This is a genomic window from Bartonella sp. MR100HLJHH, from assembly GCF_042194215.1.
Classification (GTDB): Bacteria; Pseudomonadota; Alphaproteobacteria; order Rhizobiales; family Rhizobiaceae; genus Bartonella; species Bartonella grahamii.
Window position 1 is genome coordinate 272,504 of sequence record NZ_JBHIMR010000001.1, and the last position, 25,111, is coordinate 297,614.

Genomic DNA, 25,111 nt, shown 5'->3' on the forward strand with positions numbered 1-25,111 from the left:
ATTGTTTTGCAATGCATGGCCAGTCATGTGCACAAAGTGGCAGTGAGGCAGCTGAAGCTTTTACGTTATCGCAATTATCCTTTTTTCAATATTCATTTTTCTGGTCAGCATGTGGTTTTTACCGGCCATAACGGTGCTGGTAAGACGAATCTTTTGGAGGCGTTATCTTTTCTTTCTCCTGGTCGTGGTTTGCGGCGTGCTGCTTATTCTGACGTTAGCTTTGTAGATGGTGGCGGTGGAGGATTTGTTGTATTTGCGCGTCTTGAATGCGCTCTTTATGGTGAAGTAAAGATTGGTACAGCTTTGGAGGTTAGCGATAACAGTCGAAAAGTCCATATTAATGGTGTAAATGAGTCGGGTGATTGCCTAACAGATTATTGTCATATTAGTGTCCTAACACCATCCATGGATGGTCTTTTTACAGGTCCTTCGCTTGAGCGCCGTAGTTTTTTGGATCGTATGGTTTTGGCGATTGATCCCTTGCATAGGCGCCGTATAGCCGATTATGATAGAGCTATGCGCGCACGTAATCGTTTGTTTTTAGATGGAAATGAAGATTATGCTTGGTTTGATGCTTTAGAAAAGCAGATGGCAGAACTGGCGACAGCTATTTCTGCGGCGCGTGTTGATGTTATTCGTCTTTTAAATGATATGTTTACACAAATGCCATCACAGATACCTTTTCCACGAGCTTTTTTGCAAATTGATGGTTTTTTGGAAACAGCTCTTAGTGAAATATCAGCAATTGAAGTTGAAGAGCAATTTTGTGATCGATTGCGGCATAATCGCGCAATGGACCGTGCTGCTGGGCGGACGTTAGAAGGACCACATCGCGCAGATTTGCAGGTTTTTTATGCTGATAAAAATATGGTAGCCGCATCGTGTTCAACAGGTGAACAAAAAGCGCTGCTGACAGGTTTAGTTTTGTGTCATGCACGTCTAACAGGTATGATGTCGGAAAAAGCTCCTATTCTTCTTCTTGATGAAATGGCTGCTCATCTTGATTCGCATCGACGTGCTGCTTTATTTGATATTCTTGATGATTTAGCTGTACAAACATTTATGACAGGAACAGATCGTCTTTTATTTGATGACTTAAAAGGACGCGCAGAATTCTTTGAGATTAAGGATGGGGCTTTATTGTCGTAAAAACATGCTAAATATTTTTTTTTAATAAGTGATAGGTCTAAAAGAAAAGGCATGCTATGTCTGAGATGATAACGATTTTAAATGGTCCTAATTTAAATTTTCTAGGTCAACGTGAGCCAGAAATTTATGGAACTGAGACTCTGGAAGATATTGAAAAAAGATGCAGAGAATGGGCAAAAAAAAATGATATCATAATAAATTTTTATCAAAGTAACTGTGAAGGGCAGTTGGTAGCTTGGATACAAGAAGCAATAGAGGCAAGTTCTGGATTGATCATTAACCCAGCGGCTTACAGTCATACATCTGTTGCACTTCTTGATGCCCTAAAAATGTTTTCAGGGCCGAAAGTAGAAGTTCATTTATCTCATATTTACCAGCGTGAAGCTTTTCGTCACCACTCTTATACATCTGCAGGTGTAGACGCTATCATAACTGGGTGTGGAGGTGATGGATATTGGTTTGCACTTGAATATATTGCAAAACAATTAAGCAAAACAATTAAATTGTGATAGGTAAAGAATAAGCGTTTGATAAGAGTAATATAGGCATTGAATTCACTTGATAATTATTTTCAAATCTGTACAATATGAGGTATATATATTTATGACAATTTTTGGTGCATATGACGGGGGTAAATGGAGATGAAAAGCTTTGTTCGACAATTAGAAATGCTTGTGATTTTAGGGGGAGCACTGCTTTTATCTGGTTGTAAAATTGATGTTATACAGCCATCAGGTTATGTTGCACGTCAACAGCTCATTTTGATAGTTGTTTGTGTGGTGGTGATGCTTTGTGTTGTCATCCCAGTTATGGTGAGTGTGGTGTTTTTAGCTATAAAATATCGCGCATCGAATATGAAAGCGGACTATTCTCCTGATTGGGCGCATTCAAATAAAATTGAAGCGTTGATGTGGGGTATTCCAATTGTAATTGTAATGGTTTTAGGTTCATTAACAGCTTATTATACTTATAAGCTGGAACCTACAAATCCTCTCCCAGTGGAAGTTGTAGGTGAAGGAAAGCCATTACAGATTGATGCCGTTTCTCTTGATTGGAAATGGCTTTTTATTTATCCTGAATATGGTGTTGCATCGATTAATGAGATTTATGCGCCTGAAGGACGTCAGGTTTTATTGCAATTGACGTCAGAGAATTCTGTCAATGCTTTTTGGGTCCCCAAACTGGGTACAGTTCTTTACGCTATGCCGCAGATGAATGCTAAGTTGCATTTGGTCGCTGAAGAGCAAGGAGTATTCAAAGGAACCTCAGCAAATTACAGTGGTGATGGTTTTTCGAGTATGCGGTTTAAGTGGCATTCTGTGTCTTTGCAGGACTTTGAGGATTGGATTGTAAAAGCTCGGGCTAATGGTCGAGTACTTGATCGTGCATCTTATCGTCAACTTTCTATTGCGCCTCGTATGGGTGATATTGCTGCGAAGAAAAAAGATGCTGAAGTTCGTTATTTTGCACCTGTTGAGAAGCGCCTTTACTATCGTGTTGTTAATCGATGTGTCGATGAAAATACGGTATGTAATGAGGATTTAATGAAACGTGCTGCTGCTCAGACGCTATGGGGTGCACTATGTTCAGTATTTGATCCTGATGTTATTTAAAGGGTCAGTAAAGAAAGAGCCCTTTTAACATAAGGTTTCTTTTAAACTTGAATTTCATTTGAAATGGGTTGAGAAATGTTTGGAAGACTTACAGATCCTACGGCAGGTGCTTTTCATGCACTTGCACATGAGCCGATCGTTTTATACACGTGTATTGCGATTGTTGTGGTTGGTTTAATTGCTGTTGTTGCTCTAACAGCACTTGGGTGGTGGGGGATTCTATGGCGAAATTGGATTACAACTGTTGACCATAAACGCATAGGCATTATGTACATAGTTCTTGGAATTATTATGCTTGTTCGCGGTTTTGCGGACGCACTCATGATGCGAACACATCAAGCTTTAGCTCTTGGGAGTGAAAGTGCAGGTTATTTGCCCCCTGACCATTTTGATCAAATTTTTTCGGCGCATGGCACTATCATGATTTTTTTCATGGCTACGCCTATTTTATTTGGCCTTTTTAATTATCTTATACCGCTTCAAATTGGTGCGCGTGATGTTGCTTTTCCCTTTGCAAATAATCTAGGTTTTTGGATTACGGCTGCAGGGGCAATATTGATTAACATATCCCTAGGTGTTGGGAATTTTGGTCGTGGTGGCTGGTTGATGTATCCACCTTTTACAGAATTGCAAACGAGTCCAGATACAGGGGTAGACTATTATTTATGGTCACTTCAACTTTCTGGTATAGCGACAACAATGGGGGCGGTCAATTTTGTTGCGACTTTGATTAAGATGCGTGCTCCTGGGATGACGATGATGAGAATGCCTGTTTTTTGTTGGAGCGCTTTTGTTAGCAATGTCCTTATTTTAGTTATTTACCCTGTCTTAACTGTAGCATTTGCACTCTTGGCATGCGATCGTTATTTGGGCATGAATTTCTTTTCCAATGTTGGTGGCGGAAATCCGATGGTATGGATTAACTATGTTTGGGTTTTTGGTCATCCTGAGGTTTATGTTTTGGTTGTTCCTGCTTTTGGAATTGTTTCTGAGGTTGTATCAACTTTTTCTTCAAAACGCCTCTTTGGTTATACTTCGATGATATGGGCCATGTTGGTTATTTTGATTCTTTCGCTTCTTGTTTGGGGACATCATTTCTTCACAATGGGTGGCGGTGAAGCTGTGAATACTTTCTTTGGTATTGCGACAATGATTATTGCCGTTCCAACAGGTGTAAAAGTCTTTAATTGGCTGCTAACTATGTATAAGGGGCGGATTCGCTTTGAGCCTCCAATGCTTTGGTGCATGGGAATGATCTTTACATTTGTTGGTGGTGGATTAACTGGTGTTTTGTTATCTATTGTGCCAGCTGATTGGCAGTTTCATAATTCGTTGTTTTTGGTAGCGCATTTCCATCATACAATTATTGGGGGTGTCGTTTTTGCGTACTTAGCGGGGATTGCATTTTGGTTTCCAAAAGTTTTTGGTTATAAACCAAATCGGGCATTGGGTATTGCATCTTTCTGGTGTTGGTTCATTGGTTTTTACCTTGCCTTTTTCCCAGTCTATGCACTTGGTTTAATGGGTGGGACACGTCGTCTCCAGCATTATATGGAACCTAGTTGGCAACCGATGTTTATGATTGCTGCATTGGGCGCTTTTATTATTTTGCTTGGTATCCTTTGTTTTGTGCTGCAAGTTGTTTTGGCGATTTGGTACGGTATCAAACATAAGGGACGTTTACCTGTAACATTAAATGATTCTTGGGGTGATGCACGGACTCTTGAATGGTCTATCTCTTCACCGCCTCCTTCTTACAATTTTGCAATAGTTCCGAAAATACAGTCTGATGACGCTTATTGGAATATGAAGAAAAGTGGTTATCAACGTCCTACCAGTGGATTTACAAAAATTCATATGCCGTCCAATACATCGGCTGGAATTATTGCGGGATTCTTCTCGTTAGTTGTTGGTTTTGCGCTTGTCTGGCATATTTGGTGGCTTGTTGCGGTCGGCTTGATTGGTTTTATTGCAACGCTTGTGTGTCATTCATTAACAGGTGACCATCATGGTTATTATATTCCGGCTGAAGAAGTACAAAAAACTGAAGATGCCTTTACAGCTGTTCTTAAAGAACAAGGAGTGACAGTATGAGTGCAGTAACAATAAATAATGTGAGTGCTGTGGATGAACATCACCACGATAATAGTTCGGTAATGACGTTTGGTTTTTGGGTCTATATTCTTTCAGATTTGATCCTGTTTTCGACACTTTTTTCAAGTTTTGCTGTTTTTTCTGCTTCTTATGGTGGTGGTAAGGCGGGCAATGAGTTTATTGATTTAAAATTTGTTTTGGTTGAGACTGCTTTCTTGTTGTTTTCATCCGTCACTTATGGTTTTACAATGGTACAAGCACATAAAAATAACATCAGTGGTGTGCGTTTATGGATGGCTATTACCTTTGTATTTGGCTGTTGCTTCATTGGTATGGAACTTTACGAATTTCATGAACTTTTGGGTGAGGTCTTTTATTACGATCCAAATGCTTATGCTGGTATTGATTCTGCAACAGGTTTACAGCTTTTTGGTCGGGAGATTCTCTCTGCTTATTGGTCAGCATTTTTTGCTTTGGTTGGCACCCATGGACTTCACGTAAGTGTTGGTCTTCTTTGGATGGTTGTGATGTTTTTTCATCTTCGTCGTAATGGCTTGGATCAGAACAATAAGACACGTTTAGCATGCCTTTCCATTTTTTGGCATTTACTTGATATTGTATGGGTTGGTGTTTTCACCATGGTTTATCTATTAGGAGCGTTGTGATGAGCATGCAAAATGAAACACATGGTCCCAGTACTGGTTCATATTTAGTCGGTTTTATTCTGGCTGTATTTTTCACTTTGGGTTCTTTTGTTCCTGTGATGTATGGAATGATGGAAAGTTGGGCAGTTAGTACAAAGGTTGCGTATCTTATTGGGATGGCGATTATTCAGATTATAGTACAAATTGTTTTCTTTTTGCACTTGAATTCTGGTCCAGATGCCAAGTGGAATTTAAGCGCGTTGTGGTTTGCTGCTATTTGCGTTTTTGTTATTATTGGGGGAACTTGGTGGGCTATTTCTCATTTGAATTATAATATGATGGGTGGCTCAGGACGTGTTATTGAACCGGAAATATCAAGTAGAGATGATTCTTCAGTATCTGAGCAGTTATCAAACAAAGATATATCCGTAAGAAAACAGCCAGAAAAGATACAGGGCTCAGAAATGCCCATGGAGCAGGGGTTAAGTACGCAAACTCCTGTAGATCAAGTTCTTGGTTCAGAAATGCCCATGGGGCAGGGGTTAAGTACGCAAACTCCTGTAGATCAAGTTCCTAGTTCAGAAATGCCCATGGGGCAGGGACTAAGTACGCAAACTCCTGTAGATCAAGTTCCTAGTTCAGAAATGCCCATGGAGCAGGGGCTAAGTACGCAAACTCCTGTAGATCAAGTTCCTGGTTCAGAAATGCCCATGGGGCAGGGGCTAAGTACGCAAACTCCTGTAGATCAAGTTCCTAGTTCAGAAATGCCCATGGGGCAGGGGCTAAGTACGCAAACTCCTGTAGATCAAGTTCCTAGTTCAGAAATGCCTATGGAGCAGGGGTTAAGTACGCAGTCTCCTGTGGAGTAATTGTTAGAAATACCTGTGGAGCTGATGCGGCGTGTATCAGCTCTTACAAAAAATTCGTAGGATATTAAAGAGGGGTTAAGTACAAGATATCAGTGGAATGAGTATCATGATTTTGAATGTACTTTTATTTTAAAAGAGAAAGTCCATGGAGTATTGAGTCAAGCTTTAATTTTTGAGACAAATAGCTATTTGTAGAATATACAAAAAGTGATGTCTATGCAATTTACTACAAAGAAAGAGAATGTGAGAAACAAGTTTTTATGCTGTGTGAGATAAGAGCTACGAAGCGGTAACGTTTTTATAATTTACAGAATTTATATTAAAGATAGCATTAAAGTTATTTGTGATAATAATATGCACTTGAAATCAAAAGTTTAGAGAATAATCAGAAAACTTAATGAAAACCGCTGCAATGACAATTATTGGTGCTGGTTCTTTTGGTACTGCATTAGCGATTGCTCTTGCCCGTAATGGTAATAATGTTTTACTTTGGGGATATAATCCTCAACATATCAAAGAATTACAGGAACAACGTTGTAATCAAGTATATTTACCCGATATTCAATTTCCTGAAAATTTATTACTTGAAGCTTCGCTTGAAACTGCAATAGCAGCAAGTCACAATATATTAATCGCTGTTCCAAGCCATGTATTTCATCAAGTTTTGTATAATATTCAGCCTTATTTAGATCAGCATTCACGCGTTATTTGGGCAACAAAAGGTTTAGAACATGGTACCGGACGTTTCTTACAAGAGGTTGCTCGTGAGATTTTAGGTGAAAAAATTCCTTTAGCAGTTTTTTCTGGACCAACTTTTGCTCAAGAACTAGCTATTGGTTGGCCTACTGCAATGACGATAGCAGCTTCTGATGTTGAGTTTGGTAAAGAATTACAGCAATTTTTTCATTGTGACAAAAGTTTTAGAGTTTATAAAAGTTCAGACATGATTGGTGTTCAATTAGGGGGAGCAGTCAAAAATGTTATTGCTATTGGTGCAGGAATATCAGACGGTATGGGGTTTGGGGCAAATGCACGAATAGCTCTCATCACACGAGGACTAGCTGAAATCAGTCGTTTAGGGGGGGCTATGGGTGCTGAGCTTTCCACATTTATGGGAATGACAGGCTTAGGTGATCTGGTTTTGACATGTACTGATAATCAGTCGCGTAATCGTCGTTTTGGAATACTTCTTGGTAAAGGAATAGATATAAAAGAAGCGGAAAAACAAATTGGTCAGGTTGTGGAAGGGTACTTAAATACCAAGGAAGTACATACGTTGGCGCAACGTATTGGGGTAGAAATGCCCATTGTAGAACAAATTTATCAAATTCTCTATTGTGGTAAAAACATAACTGAAGCGGCGCACACATTACTAAGCCGTACTCTCAAGGATGAAATACAATGATATCCTGTTTTTTAATAATTCCAATCGTAAAAAAATAGAAACATGCTATGAAGACATATAAAATAGATTGTATTGATGGTTGTATAAGACAGTCATATTCTAGCAAATTATAGATTCATATCATTCGATTATTTATGAAACATGGCTGAAATATAAAAGTTTTGGCTTTTGTCTAAGAGCTATCTCTTTGAAAATAAATTATCGTTTCCACTTACACATGTTTATGTAATGTAATGAACAAGATATTTTGATTTTCTCTTAAATTCATCTCACAATGATATTTGCAAACAGAATAATACAAGACTCATTAGGTGGAAGCATTTTTTTTATGTAACGTATAAGCTAAAAATATCATTGCTATTATCCAATTTTCAATATTATTTGCTGCGTGTAACAGCGTTTATATCTCGATAGAGGCAGGGATATTGTGTGTTTCTGTTTGTGTAATTCGTTAAAACAAGAAGACAATCTAATTTGGGAAGAAGATGAAATTTTAAAGATAAAAACCAGTTCCCATCTCTACCATCATTTTTAAATTCAGTTTTACGCTATCTAAAGCATATCTTTTAAATAGTGGAGATTACCTCACACCTTGATGTGTCAGGTAAAATAGAACGCCCAAAATAAAACACTATTGCTGTTGTATATTCACGCGCTTGTTTTAAAGAGACCTCTCTTAAAACGCCCAAGCCCAATTCGCGACGGTGACCGTGAATAGTGTAACGATAAAGCCATTGTGCACATCCCCATCTTTACCTTTACGAAGGAGGAAGCCGGGCATCATCACACATCCTACCAGCCTCCAATGTTTGAGACAGCTCTTGGCACTTGAGGCTGTTCAGTAGAGATGTTTACGCCTTTTATTTTCTCACATGTCAATTCTGTTTTTTATATGCAAGAAATGACTTTTGAAAATCTAAAATTGAAAAAATGTTATCGTACTTGTTTGTGGCTGTCATTTAAATTGAAAAAATAATGTGATTATAAAGATAACAAATTGATTTATATGAATAATTCATTTTATTTTTGTATTGAATTAATTAAAAATATGTGTTTGCTTGTCACAAGCGGGTTAGTATGTTGATAAAAATTATTAAAAATACTTCTAATGAATCATCTCAAGTATCAAGGGGTGTTTCAACATTAGAACATGGCAAGTAAAATGATAGTGTCGATTTGTCATTTGTATAAACATTAAAATGGTGGAGAAAAAAGGATTTATGTACTTCACGGGGATTTTATCTGTTCTACAGATACCATTGTGAAATGGAATTGCGTGTATTGAGGGATATCTTTTAAAAAAATGCATGAAGGAGCAACAGCCGTAGTGTTTTTGAGCGTTCTGTTTTACCTGATATATCAGAGAAATGCTTTCATTAAAGAACGAGAAAAATAAAGGTGTGAGGTAAAGCGTAATCTCCATTATTAAAAAAATATTGATGTGGATGCTTTTAAAACTGTAAAGCCTCATTAAAGAATAATAGTAAGATTAATGATTGATTTCTTTACGCCTTCATATTCTTCCTAAATTAGATTGTCTTTGCGTTTCAAGAATAAATAAAAAGGTAGGCAATATTTTTTTCAATCTGGTATACAAAAGCTGAAGCTAAGGATTTTAATAATCCTCTAATCTCTGTTTCAAACTGCGATGGCATGAGGGCTGAGGATTGATTTGTAAGCAACAGCAAAAGGGTATGCTTTAGTAAGGTAAATAACGTCATAAAATACAAAATTTTTCAACCATGGATTGAAAAAATATTCGGATTTTTATAAAATACTTCGCAAAACAAGGCATCTTGTTTTGTATTATACTTATTCTTATAAAGACCTGCACACGTGCCTTACGTCATATTTTCTAAGTGCGATAATTTTTATTCTTCTTGAGTATCGTCACTTTTTTTCAGTTCTTCAAGTATTGGCATAGACATGATGTTATAGCCTGAATCAACATAATGGATTTCACCTGTAACACCTGATGATAAGTCAGAGAGTAGATAAAGAGCAGATTTTCCAATTTCATGAATATTTACGGTACGACGTAATGGGGCATTACGGCGTTGATGTGAAAATATTGCACGTGCAGCTGCAATGCCATTACCTGCTAAAGTTCTAACAGGACCAGCGGAAATCGCATTGACACGGATATTTTGAGGACCAAAGTCTGCTGCTAAATAACGTACCATAGCTTCTAAAGCTGCTTTAGCAACACCCATGATGTTATAATTAGGCACAACTTGCTGTGAAGCACCATAGGTAAGAGTTAAAAGTGTTCCTCCATTGGGCATAAGCTTACCCGCGCGTTGGGCAATTTCAGTAAAGGAATACGCTGAAATAACCATCGTGCGTTGAAAGTTTTCACGTGTTGTAACATCAACGTAACGCCCTTTTAGCTGAGTTTTATCTGAAAAACCAATGGCATGGACAATAAAATCAATTGTTTTCCATTCTTTTTCAAGTTGCCCAAAGACGTAGTCAATATTTTCAATATTTTCAACATCACACTCTAGCACTAATTTGCAGCCAAGTTTATCTGCTAGAGGTTGAACACGTTTTCCAAAAGCATTTCCTTGATAAGTCAATGCTAATTCAGCTCCTGCTTGTGCGAGCTGACAGGCAATGCCCCAAGCAATTGAATGGTCATTTGCAATTCCCATAATAAGGCCACGTTTGCCCTCCATCAAACCTTTCATATTATTCTCCGTAAGACCGTACTTTTTTCAATTACTAAGAACTTTTGTTTATTCATAGCGTTGGAAAACAAGCGTTGCATTGGTACCGCCAAAGCCAAAAGTATTTGACAATACGGTATTAAGTTGTTGATGATCGCGTCGTTTACGAACAATTGGCATATCGGCAAAAGCTGGATCAAGTTCTTCAATATGAGCACTTTCACAAATAAAATTATGCTTCATCATTAACAGTGTGTAGATTGCTTCCTGAACACCAGCTGCACCCAAGGAATGACCAGTCAGAGATTTTGTGGCGGAAATTGGTGGGCATTGATCACCTGCTCCGAAGATACGGCGGATCGCTTCTATTTCAGGGGGATCACCAACAGGTGTTGCTGTTGCATGGGGATTGATATAATCAATCTTATTTTTGACGGTCGCAAGTGCCATGCGCATGCACCGCTCTGCTCCCTCACCTGATGGAGAGACCATATCGTGTCCATCGGATGTAGCGCCATAACCAACAATTTCTCCATAGATTTTTGCACCACGTGCTTTAGCGACTTCTAGTTCTTCAAGAACCAAAACGCCAGCGCCACCAGCAATAACAAATCCATCACGATTAGTGTCATAAGCACGCGAAGCTTTTTCTGGTACATCATTATATTTGCTGGACATAGCACCCATAGCATCGAATAAAACAGATAATGTCCAATCCAGATCTTCACAACCACCAGCAAAAATGCGATCTTGTTTTCCATATTGTATTGTTTCATAAGCATTGCCGATACAATGATTGGATGTAGCACACGCGGAAGAGATTGAATAGTTTACGCCTTTAATTTTAAAAAAAGTTGCAAGTGTTGCGGATGCCGTAGAACTCATCACTTTAGGCACAACAAAAGGACCGATGCGTTTTGGACCTTTTTGGCGTGTAATATCAGCAGCCTCAACGATTGACTGAGTTGAAGCACCTCCAGAACCCATAATAATACCCGTGTGTTCATTCGATACTTCATGCGGTTCTAGACCCGCATCAGCAATTGCCTGATCCATAGCAATGTGATTCCATGCTGTTCCACGCCCATGAAAACGTAGAGCACGTCGATCTACGAGTTCTTCTATATTAATATCGGGTTTGCCGTAAACTCTGCTACGAAAGCCTAATTCGGCATATTGAGGCGCGTAAGAAATTCCGGATTTTGCTTCACGTAAACTGGTTAAAACAGCTTCAGGTCCATTTCCAATCGCGGAGACAATTCCCATTCCGGTTACAACAACTCGACGCATTCATACCTCCTCGTTCCATACAGAATAATGAAAAGTTCTTTCTGATGGAAATAACGTTCAATCTTCTTTGAATAAAGCAACGCGTAAATCATTCGCCTTATAAATAGTCTCTCCATCTGCTTTTAGCCACCCATCAGCTATTCCTAAGACTAAATTTCCACGTCGAATACGCTTAAAATCTATTTCATATTCAAGAATTTTGGTTTGTGGAGTTACCATCCCTGATAACTTTACTTCACCTGTTGATATCGCTCTTCCTTTTCCTGGTTCGCCTAGCCAACCAAGAAAAAAGCCTGTTAATTGCCACATACCGTCTAGTCCGAGACATCCCGGCATGACGGGATCGCCTATAAAGTGACAATTAAAGAACCACAGGTCTGGTGTAATGTCAAATTCGGCGCGAACCATTCCTTTATCGTATTTACCATCAGTTTCACTAATTTGAGTGATTCGATGAATCATCAACATTGGCGGTGCTGGCAATTGCGCATTACCTCTACCAAACATTTCGCCGCGAGCGCAGCTTAGAAGCTCTTCATAAGTGTAGCGAGACTTTTGTTCAGTCATTGTTACTCCATTTATTTGCATATATCTTTATTTCTGCGCTTTTCCCAACCTACTTTTAGAGCAAATTTCAAAGAGAGGGAAATGATTTTATATCATTTTTAATGACAAAAGCCCTTTTTTATGTATTCTACACAGGTAATTATTTAAAAATGGAATACAAGATTACACCATACTATTCCCATTTTTTTGTATTTTGATCTTATTTAGCAGGAATATATTTGGGTTTGTAATATGTCAGTAAGTGCAGACGACTTAGATATGAATGAAGAACAACAGTTCACAAAAGAGTGTGGAAAAATTGTGCAATATTATTCCATTTCTATGTTAGAAAAACGTTTGCGTCAAAATGGTCTGCGTCCAACACGTCAGCGGTTGGAGCTTGCACATATGATTTTTTCTCAAGGAAATCGTCATATTACTGCTGAAGAGCTCTATGAGGAAGCGGGGAGGGCAGGTGTACCTGTATCTTTAGCAACGGTTTATAATACGCTTCATCAATTTACGGAAGCGGGATTGTTACGGATTATTGCCGTAGAAGGCTCAAAAACTTGGTTTGATACCAATACCTCTGATCACTACCATTTTTATATAGAAGGCGAAAATCGTATTCTTGATATTCCTTACAATTTGGAAGAAGCTCCCATTATTAGAAATTTGCCTAAGCCACCAGAAGGTATGGAAGTTTCACATGTTGATTTGATCGTACGATTGAAACCCAAAAATCAATCTTGTGATAGGCAGTGAGGATATTCAATGAGGAATAAAAGTTAAACTTGATAAGTTTGAGTATTCACCAACCTTTTACTTTTTCATCAGGATAGATTCCCCATAACTGGGGTTGCTGAAGCCATCCGCGCGTATTATTAATGTTTAGTTCGCACCATTGTCCATCACATTGGCGGATATTACCAATGACATTAGGTTCTACTTCCGCCACAAGTTCTGCGTTGTCGGTGGGGTTTTTTCGTAGCATCAGCCTTTTTGTTTTATCTTTTTGCCATGGAATAGTTATAGCAGTTCGCTTTCCCGATAAAAGCGATTGATACACCCACCCCTCATCGCCTTCTGCATCACGAATTTTGCGCCATTGATCATATTCTTGAATGATTTCAATAGGCAAGCCCTTCTTTTTGTAGGTAAAAATGATAGAATAGTTGCTTCCTGGTCCGACGCGTACATTAACGCTGGTGGGTTTAATCGAAGCAAATCGCGGAAGTGGTAAACCGCTGGGCCCTAAATTTTGATTAAATGTTTGTGCGTGCAACAAATGAGGTGAACCCAATACAATGACTGTTGCTATTAAGATACATGATGCGAGTATTGAAACGCGAAACCAACGAGAATTTTGCACACTGAACTCCTTTATTTCGTCATATATTGGAAATTTAAAATCTGAAAGATAAGACTAGAAACTGATAAAAATTATGACATATCGCTCGTTAAAGAGATCTAAACAATGAAAAAATTGTTACGAGAATAGCAAAATAAGGAAAACAAAAGTTTGTATTTTTTAGTGCTTATCTTGTTTATGAGGGGATAAATATAAATAAACACTGGACTTTTATGTAGCTGTACGCGTGATAAAACAGTAAAGTATACTGGGAGCATAGCATTTTTTGTACAGGAAATTAGGGCTAAAGTATTGCATCTCTTTTCTGAGTTTGTTTCTCGAAGTAAAAGTACATGTATGCATATTATGAACAAAGAGCTGTTCAGTAAAGGGGTTATCATGTGGCTTGAAAAGAAGTTTTGAATGGACAAAATAATACGATGAATAAAACATTTAAGCTTAAAAATATGAGCAAAATTATGGAGTAGATTGATATATGAAGGGCTGATTTTAACAGGACAGTTTTTCGTGATAATCCATTTTATAAAATTTGCTATACTATAATCTTATGTCATGATAATGCTTATTCGTATGGCAGATAAGCTGGATCCATCATACCATTTACCAGCTCTCAATGTTATGCAGTTCTTATTATTTATGGCGTTCATAAGAAGCATTTTTATTTTTTTCTTAAATAGCTTTTATTCTATTTGCATACTAACCCTGCTTATGATGTACAAGAAAATAATCTTGATTTATTCAATATAAGAAGGTGTTGAGAAACTTCACGTTATTCAGAATTATTACTTAATATGAAAAACGATTACTTATAACGATAAATCAATGCGTTAAAAACTTTAACTCGTTATTTAAATTGTAAAAATATTTCCATCAAAAATGGTAATAAAAGGTACATTCATTCATCCATATTAAAATACAGTGTTTTCTCTGTTTATTGTCAATTTTCTTTTTCTCTAACTCAGTATAGAAGAAAGTTGAATGAAATAGAGGAGCTTATTCAATACACTTATGGGGGGCATTACATAAGTGATGAATAGAAGAAATTTATCAAGAAAAAAGAATCTGTAGTGCCGTGGTTGAAATTCGTCATCGTTTAGAGAGACAGAGTCAAGAGATATAAAAAGTTATGGAATTATATCGTTTTGTTACATAACTGAAGGGAAAGAGGATTATGCATTTGATATCATATTTTTATACACAATCGCATATTGCGATAGTTATTTTTGTTTTGCAATCTGATCTAGGATGTTCGAAAGATGTAGAATATTTAATGACAAAAAAAGAAAATCATCATGAAATTTGTACATAAAGAAACAGTTATTTAAGAGATATCCGGAAGGAGAAAAATTATAGCGAAAAGTGATAATAAAACACCTTACACTCAATTCACATAAGAATAAGTCGCTTAAATATCTAAAGCGTAGTTTGTTATCTGTTTTTTGAAATATAAGAGTGAAAAAAACACCCCTATGACAGAAACCTTATTATTTTCAGATAACTAACATATTAGATAACATTGTACACAAAAAACCGTACACAAGCAATTTATTGCAATCGCCTATGAAGATAAAATTTTCTGGAAGCTTATTATCTACTACTTATGCAATTACATAAAGTATATTACTTTACCGCAACAGTTCGTCCGTTACTAACAAAACCTTCTCTTTGCGCACGCTTACGAGCAAGCTTACGTGTACGACGAATAGCCTCAGCTTTTTCACGAGCACGCTTCTCAGATGGCTTTTCATAATAACTACGCATTTTCATTTCACGGAAGATACCTTCACGCTGCATCTTTTTTTTCAACGCACGGAGCGCTTGGTCAACATTATTATCACGAACGAGTACTTGCACTATCTATCCTGCTTTTTTCAGTGTCATAAATGATAGGAAAAACCTACATCCTTTTAAAGGCATATCCAAAAGGACAAGCACCTATATCATATAAATAAGACATTTGTCTATATCGCTTTTTAAAATTCTATTCTTTTTGCAATAAAACGCTTTTTATAATGAATGATAGAATTTACGGTTATAAATTTATGAAAGTCCTTGTATTTGATCATTTTCGTCAAGATGAATTTTTTCAGCCGTGGGATAATGGGGTAGTCCCGGCATGGTCATAACATCTCCACAAATGACAACAATAAAGCCAGCTCCTGCGGAGAGACGAACTTCACGTACGGGAATTTCAAAATCAACAGGAGCACCATATTGCTTGGGATCAGAAGAAAAAGAATAAGGTGTTTTTGCCATACAAATAGGGTAGGCACCAAAACCTTCTTTTTCCCAAGATTCAAGTTGTTTGAGAATAGGGGCTGGGATGATGGCGCCACGCCCACCGTATAGCTTTGTTATAATACAATTAATTTTTTGAACGAGTGGAATATTATCTTGATATAAAACTTTAAAATGAGAATGTTTTTCTTCAATCAAGGTAACGAGTTCTTGTGCAAGTTCTATAGCGCCTTTTCCACCTTGTTCCCAATGCTTACAGATAATAGCTTTGTGTCCAGTTGTTGCAACTATTTTTTGTAATGTTTTTATTTCAGCATCGCTATCGCAGTCAAAATGATTGATAGCCACAACACAAGGAATACCGTAGTGCTCCATATTCTTTATATGTCGTAAAAGATTGGCTGTTCCTTTTTCTAAAGCGGTGATATTTTCTTCTGTCAGGTTATTTTTATCCACACCACCATTCATTTTTAATGCACGAATAGTTGCGACGATCACTGTAGCATTTGGTACAATACCTGCTTGCCTACATTTGATATTGAAGAACTTTTCTGCTCCAAGATCTGCTCCAAACCCTGCTTCTGTGACAACATAATCAGCAAGTTTTAAAGCAGTTTTTGTTGCTATAACTGAATTGCAACCATGAGCAATGTTGGCAAAAGGTCCTCCATGAACGAGAACAGGGTTATTTTCAATTGTCTGTACGAGATTGGGTTGTATAGCATCTTTGAGAAGAACTGCCATTGCACCTTCTGCATTGAGATCAGAAACGGTGATGGGCGTTTTATCATAACGATAAGCAACAATAATTTTTTTGAGTCTTTGTGTAAGGTTTTCTAAATTTTCAGAGAGACAAAGAAGTGCCATAATTTCTGACGCAACAGTAATATCAAAACCTGTTTGGCGTGGAAAACCATTTGTTATGCCCCCCAATGAAATAACAATATCGCGCAATGCACGGTCATTCATATCAAGAACGCGTTTCCAAACAATGCGACGTGGATCAATGTTTAGAGTATTTCCCCAATAAAGATGATTATCTATCATTGCGGCAAGAAGATTATGAGCAGCTGTAATAGCATGAAAATCACCGGTAAAATGTAAATTAAGGTCATCCATTGGAACGACTTGCGCATAACCACCACCAGCAGCACCACCTTTTACACCAAAACAGGGACCTAAAGACGGTTCTCTCAAGGTAGCTATTGTTTTTTTACCAATAAGATTAAGAGCATCACTTAGTCCAACTGTTGTTGTTGTTTTGCCTTCTCCGGCAGGTGTGGGATTGATAGCTGTGACGAGGATAAGTTTACCATCTGGATTTTTATCAAGCGATTTTATGTATTCAGAAGAAATTTTAGCTTTATCATGGCCATAGGGAATGAGATTTTCATGTGAGATACCAATTTTTTTTGCAATTTCAATAATATGCTGCTTTTTAGCAGTGCGAGCAATTTCAATATCTGTTTTAGGCATGGAAAAATTCTTTAAACTTAGCTTTTATTAATGTTCGAGATCTGTACCCCATGGATTAATTAGAAGAATTCATAGAGAACAGAAAGTGTCAGGATATCATAGAAGTCGATGATATGCTATGCAAGAGATAATGCTAAAGAAGCACGAGAAGAGTTTCATTGTTTTTTAGGAAAAAGAGTTTCTTTGCTTTTAAGCAGTAAAAATATGTTTAATTCAATTAAAAATATCTCGAAAAGAAGCTTTGGTTTGCAACAAAATGCTAATGATATTAATGGATACCATAAGTGTTTTATGGCGGCACATCTGAAGTCCCTATTAAGATGGGATTGCTAGGAATAAAATATCCAGAAACATCTAGTTATGGAAAAATTAGAAATAAGCACGCAAAAAATTATCTAACTGATTAAAGAGTATAATCCGGAAGAGACTAAAAACAAGCGCATAGATCGAAAAAAGAAAACAACACACGCTGCTTATGCAATCGTTATGATTATTAGCTAATAAAAGCACCTTGGAGCTGAATTGAAGGACTCATAATATCTTATTCTAGCAAAATGGCTAAAGAAACGACTCACAACAGAATGAAGTAACAAAATACAAAAAACAAAGATAGGCAAAAATAAATCACAAAATAAAGAATTTAAAGAGCCTGAATTTATAAGAAGATATTATTGATAAATGGCGCACCCGAAGAGATTCGAACTCCTGACCCCCAGATTCGTAGTCTGGTGCTCTATCCAGCTGAGCTACGGGTGCATACATTTCAGTTTTTTACATTATCTACGACAAAGGGTTCCTAATCGTTTCATTAAAGAAATGCAAGTGAAACTTGGATAGTAATAAAAAAAACTCTCTTTTTTATGAGATATTTTAAAAAAGGATATAATATATTATGGTTTCAGTTGGTTTTGATATAATCATTTTTTGTTGTGACTGTACAAAGCAATATGAACGATAGTTAACTTGACGTTTTAATCTATGAAAGATAGTCAAGCAAAGATGAGATGTGTTTTTTGCGGTGGGGGGTAAGATATACACACCCGCTGTTTGGTTTTTGTGTAAAACACCGATATTACTGTTGAAAACTATTTCAGATGAACATGACACAGCAAGGGTGGATGTATGGCGTTATTAAAAAAGAGCTTTCCGTTGGTGTTTTTAATCGTCGTTTTAACGGTTACTTATTGGGCTGGAAAAAAGAGTGCAGAACAACCCATTTCTATGGTGGATAAAACAAGAGTATCGTATAAAGCTTCAAAGGAAAAAATGGGAAGACCACCGGCGAATGTTGTCGTTGATCTTGTAAAAGTTCAAGATTTTTATGAACAACTTAACGTTCTTGGGAGTGGAAAAGCTCTTGCAGAAGTCGATCTTACCCCTTTATCCTCAGGTGTTATTGATAAGCTTTTTGTATCAGCTGGTACAAAAGTACAAGTCGATGATGTGATTGCAAAGCTTGATTCTAAAAAAGAGGAAATAGCGGCTGCAAAAGCAAAAGTACAACGTGATAATAATGCATTAACGCTTTCGCGCATTCTTAAATTACGCGCCAGCAATACAGCAACGGAAGTTCAAGAAATTACAGCACGTTTAGAGTTGGATAACGCAAATTTAGTGTTGCGTAATGCTGAATTAGATCTCGATCGGCGAACAATTCGTGCACCGATTCCTGGAGTTGTTGGTATTTTGCCCGTTGATGTGGGGAATAACGTGACCCTTAATACTGTAATAGGCCGTATTGAGAATAGAGAACGTATTTTGGTCGATATATGGGCCCCTGAACGATATGTGTCGCGCATCCATAAAGGAGATGAGGTAACGGCAACATTAACTGCGCAGCCAGATAAATCTTTTGTTGGTCATATTTATGCGATTGATAATATTGTTGATCCAGAAAGTCGCACGCTTCATGCTCAGGTTGAAATCAATAATGAAAAAGATACGCTCATGTCTGGTATGTCCTTTTCTGTTGTATTGCAATTTCATGGTGGTTCTTTTCCTGTCGTTAATCCTCTTGCGGTTCAATGGAATAGTAAAGGGTCATTCGTTTGGCGTGTGAGAGAAGGAAAAGTAGAGTCTATTCCCGTATCAATTATTCAGCATAAAGCGGATCAGGTTTTCGTGAAAGCTCCTCTAGAAAATGGTGATCAAGTTGTCATTCAAGGGGTGCAAATGCTTTATCCAGGAAGTAAAGTAACTATTGATGATCCAAAGTTCCACCAACAGCAATTATCAGCGGTTTATGGAACGGATATACAATGAGCCAAGAATTGAGCACAAAACAGCCTATGTCAAAGGTGGAGCAAGGTGGTCTCATTGCCTTATTTATTCGCAGACCGGTTTTTACTTTTGTTTTAAATGCTATGATCATCATTGCAGGATTTGCAGCATGGTTGAATGTTGATGTAAGAGAATTACCCGATGTTGATACTCCAGTAACAACGATTGTGACGATGTTTTCTGGTGCGTCAGCAGAAACCATTGATCGTGAAGTAACAAAAGTTATAGAAGATGCTGTTTCTCGTGTTTCAGGTGTTAAGACAATTTCTTCAACATCTTCTTTTGGACGCTCTCGTGTGCAGATTAATTTTAATGTCGGTGTTGATTTGAATGTAGCGGCATCTGATATTCGTGATGCTCTGTCTCGTATTGCTTATTCTTTACCAAAAAATGCAGATACCCCTCTGATCATTAAAGCAGATTCGAATGCTGCTGCCATGATGTATTTGGTTGTGACGTCACCAACAATGAGTATTGATGATTTAACAACGATTGTAAATGATCAGATTGTTGATGCAATTTCTGCTGTTGATGGTGTTGGTGATGTACAGGTTGATAGTGCTCGCACAAAGATTTTTCAGATTGATATAGATCAAGCAAAACTTGCAAGTTATGGATTAACTGTAGCAGATATTTCACGTGTTCTTGCTGATATGACAACGGATGTGCCAGTAGGATCATTACGCAATTCTAAGCAAACTTTAGTTGTCCGTGCCACTGCACGTCTAACAACACCAGAATCTTTTGAACAAGTTGTTTTAAAGCCTCATGTGCATCTTGGCGATGTTGCGCATGTTACTTTATCGCCGGATATAGAAACGGTTATTCTTCGTATCAATGGAAAGACAGGTATTGGATTAGGTATCGTGCGGAAAGCACAATCCAACACGCTTAATATTTCTCAAGGTGTAAGAGCCGTTGTTGATAATCTCAAAAGTATTGTTCCTTCTTCTGTACATATAGACGTTATTAATGACGATGCAATTTTTATTAAAAGTGCCCTTCATGAGGTTGAGGTTGCGTTGGTCATTGCTATTTTGAGCGTTATTTTAGTCATTTTTCTTTTTCTCAGAGACATTCGTGTAACACTGATACCTGCTTTATCTCTTCCTGTTGCCTTAATTGGTACCATTGCAGCTATTTATCTTGTGGGATTTTCATTAAATATTCTCACATTTTTAGGACTTGTTTTAGCAACAGGGCTTGTTGTGGATGATGCCATTGTTGTTCTGGAAAATATTGTTCGATGGCGCAATATGGGGTTAGGTTCCAGAGCTGCAGCGGTGTTAGGAACACGTGAAGTTTTTTTTGCTGTTGTCGCAACAACATTGACTTTAGTGGCTGTATTTGTTCCTATTTCCTTTCTTCCTGGGCAAGTTGGAGCGCTTTTTAGAGAATTTGGTTTTGTTTTGGCAATTTCTATTTTGCTTTCTTCAATTGTTGCCTTAACGCTTTGTCCCATGTTGGCTTCACGTTTTCTCAAAGAACATATTGAGGAGAAAGAAGAAAAGTCCCATCATTTTACTTTTTTATATAAATTAGGTACTTTTCTTCATAAGGCATATACTTACAGTTTGCATCAGTGTTTAGAAAAGCCTTGGTCTGTTATTTTTGCTTCACTTATTTTTGCGGGTCTTTGTGTCGGAGGCTATATGAAGCTGAAACAGGAATTAACTCCAGCAGAAGACAGAGCTCTTATCTTTTTGGTTATTAATGGACCACAAGGTATTTCAACACAATATTTGAACGAACAGGTAGAGCAAATTGAAGCAAGTCTACAGCCATTACGTGATGCAGGGGAGATTGCTAACAGTTACTCTATTGCGGGTATTGGTGGTTCACCCAATACTGCTTTTTTGGTTTTATTGCTTTCATCTTGGGATGAACGTTCACGTAGTCAGCAAGAAATTGTGAAGGATGTTAATGCAAAGGTTAGACAGTTTCCCGCAGTTTTTGTGTTTGCTGCGGAGGGAAATTCTCTAGGTGTGAGAGGAACTGGGCAAGGGTTACAATTTGCAATTCTTGGCAACGATTATGCAACACTACAACCCATTGCTGATAAGCTGGTGAGTGCTTTACAAGATGATCCGCGTTTTATTCGACCACGTCTTACTGTTGATGCAACACAACCACAATTTTTTATTGAAATCAATCGAAAAAAAGCCTCCGATTTAGGGATTGATATCACCAATTTGGGCGATACATTACAAGCAATGTTGGATGGTAAAAAGATTGGTTCCATTAACGTGGATGATCATTCTTACGATGTTAAATTGATATCGCGTAAAAATTCTATGAAGAGTCCCAGTGATTTAGAAAATATTTTCTTAAAGACTAAAGACAATCGATATGTTCCTTTATCGGTTATTGCGCATTTACATGAAAAAGCTATCGCTCCCCAATTAAAACGGGAAAAACGCATGAGCGCTGTTATTTTAAGCGCAAATCTTGCTCCAGGTATCGCTTTAGGGGAAGCTTATCAAACTGTACAGAAAATTGCTTCTCCTTTGTTATCAAAAGGAATCTACGTGGTTCCCTTAGGAGAAGCTGAAACGCTTAATGAAACATCTTCCAATTTTATGATTGTTTTTGGCATTGCTTTTTTGATTATTTTATTGATTTTGGCTGCCCAGTTTGAAAGCTTTATTTCAGGATTCATTATCATGGCTACGGTCCCATTAGGGATTGGTTGTGCTGTAATTGCTATGCTATTAAGTGGTGTGAGTCTTAATATTTACAGCCAAATTGGACTAATTTTGTTAATTGGCGTTATGGCAAAAAATGGTATTCTCATTGTTGAATTTGCAGATCAATTACGAGATCAGGGAAGAAGCGTGCGTGAAGCCGTAGAAGAAGCAGCAAATATTCGACTTCGTCCAGTTTGTATGACAATGATTTGTGCCATTTTAGGAGGTATTCCTTTGGTTTTAGCCAAAGGTGCTGGCGCAGAAGCTCGTATAGCTTTAGGTTGGGTTATCGTTGGTGGCTTAGGTTTAGCAACTATTTTTACGCTTTATGTCACACCGGTTGTTTATCTTTTTTTGGGGCGTTTTATAAGACCAAAAGCAGAAGAAGATTTACGCTTAACAAAAGAACTCAATCAAGTTAAATGATGTATCTGATAGAAAAGGTTTGAAAGTTTATTCCTGTAAAAATATCATTTTCGGATCTTATCCTTTTATTTTGTATATTCCTTCATTTTTATGTGAGCAGTGAAAATAGCGAGCAATAAAGGAGACGCTTTCTGCTTTGTTATGGTTTGGGCATAGATTTCATTATCAATAACCGTATAGGATAAGCTTATGGGAGATAGCTTTTCGATTCGAAATGAAAAGGCTTTTGAAGCCACATTAAAAGCTTTAAGAAACCATGCCGCAAAGGATGGGGTCTATGATATTCGTCGACATTTTGTAGAAGATGAACAGCGTTTTTCCCATTTTTCCCTCAGACTTGATGATCTTCTTTTTGATTTTTCAAAATGTGGTGTGACATTTAAAACATTGCAACTTCTAGATGATTTAGCTGTCGCAGCAGATGTGTTAGGCCGGCGTGATGCAATGTTTTCTGGTAAGGCGATTAATACAACTGAAAAACGCTCAGTTCTTCATATTGCGTTACGTTTACCTGCTGATGAAATTTTCATGTTGGATGGTCATAATCTTATTCGCGATATTCAAGACGTCCTTGAAGATATGGAAAGATTTTCTGAAAAGGTACGTGATGGCAGTTATAAGGGAAACAGCGGCGAGAGAATAAGTGATATTGTCAATATTGGTATTGGTGGTTCTGATCTTGGTCCTGAAATGGTCACATATGCTTTAAAACCTTATCATGATGGTCCACAGTGTCATTTTGTTTCTAATGCTGACAGTGCCCATATTTCTGATACTCTCTCTATTTTGAATCCAGCAACAACGCTGTTTGTCATTGCTTCTAAAACTTTTACAACGGCTGAAACAATGGTAAATGCTCAAGTTGCACGTCAGTGGATCTGTTCACATTTAGGAGAAGAAGCCGTTGGTACGCATTTTGTTGCTGTTTCAAGTGCGCTTGATAAAGTGGCAGAATTTGGCATAGATTCCACAAGAGTTTTTAAATTTTGGAATTGGGTTGGAGGGCGTTATTCAATTTGGTCAGCCATTGGACTTGTTGTTATGTTTGCAATAGGTGGTGAAAATTTTCGCCAATTTCTCAACGGTGCATTGCAAATGGACCAACATTTTAAAACTATGCCTTTGCATAAAAATATACCTATTCGTTTTGCTCTTTTAGGATTCTGGCATCGTGTTATTTGTGGTTATTCATCACGTTCTATCATTCCTTATGCACAGCGTTTAATACATTTTCCAGCTTATTTACAACAGCTTGATATGGAATCAAATGGTAAGCAAGTCTCGCTGGATGGAAAACCATTAAGTTTTTCAAGTGGTCCGATTGTTTGGGGGGATTCAGGAACAAATAGTCAACATGCTTTTTTTCAGCTTCTGCATCAAGGAACAGATATTATTCCTGTAGAATTTATTTTATTTATAAAAGGGCATGAGCAAAATTTACATTCTATGTATGAGATGTTGCTAGCAAACGGTTTAGCACAATCAAAAGCATTGATGAAAGGGCGTAGTATTGAAGATGCTCGGCATATCTTGATAAAAAATGGAGTTGATGAGGGTGAAGCAGATCATTTAGCACTTCATAGAAGTTTTAAAGGAAACCGTCCCAGCATTACGTTGGTTCAAGATTTATTAACACCTTTTTCACTCGGTCGTCTTATTGCGCTTTATGAACATCGTATTTTTGTTGAAGGGATTTTAATGAATATTAATTCATTTGATCAATGGGGGGTTGAACTTGGTAAAGAATTAGCAAATGAGTTACTACCAATTCTTCGTGGAGAAAGTCAAGCGGATAATCGCGATAGTTCAACATTAGGGTTGCTAGCACATATTCAAGAAAGACGTGCAAAATAAATATAATTTGACAGCAGATTTTGTACTAACTAAGCAAAAGTAGAATGAGAGAGAAATATGAGATAATTCTTTGATTTTACTATGCATTCTCTTATTATCTGAACTATATTTATGTAACAGAAAACCAAAAAGTGAAAAAATTGTAATAATGAGAATTTATTCGCACAAACGATAAAGAGCTTTGAAAAGTCTTGAAGATCTTTTGAAAAATGGATTGATACAAAACCTGCTGACAAACTACACTAGGTAAAAATATACAGAATCCACCGGCAAGCTACGATTAAAGACATTTTAATAATATCGCTTTATAAACTTTGGCGGAGAGAGAGGGATTTGAACCCCCGATAGAGTTGCCCCTATGCCGCATTTCGAGTGCGGTGCTTTCAACCACTCAGCCATCTCTCCATAATAAAGTGAAACAAAAATCGGCACTATTTGAGTGTATAAGGGGTAGATAACCTTCAATTGTTTTTGGTACAACCTTTTTTTCTTTTTTATG

17 protein-coding genes and 2 tRNA genes are annotated in these 25,111 nt (G+C 37.4%); 11 read left to right on the plus strand and 8 right to left on the minus strand.

What is annotated here, in order from left to right; all coding sequences use genetic code 11:
- Nucleotides 1-15: 15 nt before the first annotated feature.
- The 7 genes from recF (at nt 16) to gpsA (ending at nt 7,774) form a co-directional block, all read left to right on the plus strand.
- On the plus strand, nt 16-1,149 hold the full coding sequence (recF, locus tag ACFIJ7_RS01070) for a DNA replication/repair protein RecF (RefSeq protein WP_375644395.1): 1,134 nt from the start codon (nt 16-18) through the stop codon (nt 1,147-1,149).
- Nucleotides 1,150-1,205: 56 nt separating this feature from the next.
- Nucleotides 1,206-1,658 (plus strand): type II 3-dehydroquinate dehydratase, encoded by a 453-nt coding sequence (gene aroQ, locus ACFIJ7_RS01075; protein ID WP_026500128.1) that lies wholly within the window; start codon nt 1,206-1,208, stop codon nt 1,656-1,658.
- Nucleotides 1,659-1,790: 132 nt separating this feature from the next.
- On the plus strand, nt 1,791-2,762 hold the full coding sequence (cyoA, locus tag ACFIJ7_RS01080) for a ubiquinol oxidase subunit II (RefSeq protein WP_273787465.1): 972 nt from the start codon (nt 1,791-1,793) through the stop codon (nt 2,760-2,762).
- A gap of 75 nt (nt 2,763-2,837) precedes the next feature.
- On the plus strand, nt 2,838-4,856 hold the full coding sequence (cyoB, locus tag ACFIJ7_RS01085; RefSeq protein WP_375619283.1) for a cytochrome o ubiquinol oxidase subunit I: 2,019 nt from the start codon (nt 2,838-2,840) through the stop codon (nt 4,854-4,856).
- Complete coding sequence (locus tag ACFIJ7_RS01090) at nt 4,853-5,521, plus strand: cytochrome (ubi)quinol oxidase subunit III (protein WP_375635439.1); 669 nt, start codon at nt 4,853-4,855, stop codon at nt 5,519-5,521. The genes cyoB and ACFIJ7_RS01090 overlap by 4 nt, the downstream gene beginning before the upstream one ends.
- A 5-nt stretch (nt 5,522-5,526) precedes the next feature.
- Nucleotides 5,527-6,369, plus strand: coding sequence for a cytochrome o ubiquinol oxidase subunit IV (cyoD, locus tag ACFIJ7_RS01095; protein WP_375644396.1), 843 nt, complete (start codon nt 5,527-5,529; stop codon nt 6,367-6,369).
- Nucleotides 6,370-6,766: 397 nt separating this feature from the next.
- Entirely contained in the window at nt 6,767-7,774 is a 1,008-nt protein-coding gene (gene gpsA, locus ACFIJ7_RS01100; protein ID WP_375644397.1) for an NAD(P)H-dependent glycerol-3-phosphate dehydrogenase, read from the plus strand.
- 1,871 nt (nt 7,775-9,645) lie between these two features.
- On the opposite strand, the gene fabI is transcribed toward gpsA, so the two are convergent.
- The 3 genes from fabI to fabA are packed head-to-tail and all read right to left on the minus strand — an operon-like array spanning nt 9,646 to nt 12,300.
- A complete protein-coding gene (gene fabI / locus ACFIJ7_RS01105) occupies nt 9,646-10,464 on the minus strand; it encodes an enoyl-ACP reductase FabI (RefSeq protein WP_375635442.1) in 819 nt (272 codons plus the stop codon).
- Between the two features lie 48 nt (nt 10,465-10,512).
- The gene (gene fabB / locus ACFIJ7_RS01110) at nt 10,513-11,733 is read right to left on the minus strand and encodes a beta-ketoacyl-ACP synthase I (RefSeq protein WP_375644398.1); all 1,221 of its coding nucleotides are present in this window, start codon (nt 11,731-11,733) and stop codon (nt 10,513-10,515) included.
- Nucleotides 11,734-11,790: 57 nt separating this feature from the next.
- Nucleotides 11,791-12,300 (minus strand): 3-hydroxyacyl-[acyl-carrier-protein] dehydratase FabA, encoded by a 510-nt coding sequence (gene fabA, locus ACFIJ7_RS01115; protein ID WP_375644399.1) that lies wholly within the window; start codon nt 12,298-12,300, stop codon nt 11,791-11,793.
- 231 nt (nt 12,301-12,531) lie between these two features.
- Here fabA and irrA point away from each other — a divergent pair, with 231 nt between their 5' ends.
- On the plus strand, nt 12,532-13,044 hold the full coding sequence (gene irrA, locus ACFIJ7_RS01120; protein WP_375644400.1) for an iron response transcriptional regulator IrrA: 513 nt from the start codon (nt 12,532-12,534) through the stop codon (nt 13,042-13,044).
- A 46-nt stretch (nt 13,045-13,090) separates the two neighbouring features.
- Here the strand turns inward: irrA and ACFIJ7_RS01125 are convergent, their stop codons facing one another.
- The 4 genes from ACFIJ7_RS01125 to ACFIJ7_RS01140 form a co-directional block, all read right to left on the minus strand.
- Nucleotides 13,091-13,651 (minus strand): SH3 domain-containing protein, encoded by a 561-nt coding sequence (locus tag ACFIJ7_RS01125; protein ID WP_026500127.1) that lies wholly within the window; start codon nt 13,649-13,651, stop codon nt 13,091-13,093.
- A 1,620-nt stretch (nt 13,652-15,271) separates the two neighbouring features.
- On the minus strand, nt 15,272-15,505 hold the full coding sequence (rpsU, locus tag ACFIJ7_RS01130) for a 30S ribosomal protein S21 (RefSeq protein ID WP_012754552.1): 234 nt from the start codon (nt 15,503-15,505) through the stop codon (nt 15,272-15,274).
- 186 nt (nt 15,506-15,691) lie between these two features.
- Nucleotides 15,692-17,365, minus strand: a complete 1,674-nt coding sequence (locus tag ACFIJ7_RS01135; RefSeq protein WP_375644401.1) for a formate--tetrahydrofolate ligase — start codon at nt 17,363-17,365, stop codon at nt 15,692-15,694.
- Nucleotides 17,366-18,044: 679 nt separating this feature from the next.
- Nucleotides 18,045-18,121 (minus strand) — tRNA-Arg (locus ACFIJ7_RS01140).
- 366 nt (nt 18,122-18,487) lie between these two features.
- Here ACFIJ7_RS01140 and ACFIJ7_RS01145 point away from each other — a divergent pair.
- The 3 genes from ACFIJ7_RS01145 to pgi all read left to right on the plus strand — a co-directional run bounded on the left by ACFIJ7_RS01145 (nt 18,488) and on the right by pgi (nt 24,612).
- Nucleotides 18,488-19,627: an efflux RND transporter periplasmic adaptor subunit gene (locus ACFIJ7_RS01145; RefSeq protein WP_375644402.1), complete on the plus strand. Its 1,140-nt coding sequence runs from the start codon at nt 18,488-18,490 to the stop codon at nt 19,625-19,627.
- Nucleotides 19,624-22,758, plus strand: coding sequence for an efflux RND transporter permease subunit (locus ACFIJ7_RS01150; RefSeq protein WP_375635447.1), 3,135 nt, complete (start codon nt 19,624-19,626; stop codon nt 22,756-22,758). Before ACFIJ7_RS01145 ends, ACFIJ7_RS01150 begins: the two co-directional genes overlap by 4 nt.
- Before the next feature lie 189 nt (nt 22,759-22,947).
- Nucleotides 22,948-24,612 (plus strand): glucose-6-phosphate isomerase, encoded by a 1,665-nt coding sequence (gene pgi, locus ACFIJ7_RS01155; protein ID WP_375644403.1) that lies wholly within the window; start codon nt 22,948-22,950, stop codon nt 24,610-24,612.
- 315 nt (nt 24,613-24,927) lie between these two features.
- Here pgi and ACFIJ7_RS01160 read toward each other — a convergent pair.
- Nucleotides 24,928-25,017, minus strand: a tRNA-Ser gene (locus tag ACFIJ7_RS01160).
- Nucleotides 25,018-25,111: the final 94 nt, after the last annotated feature.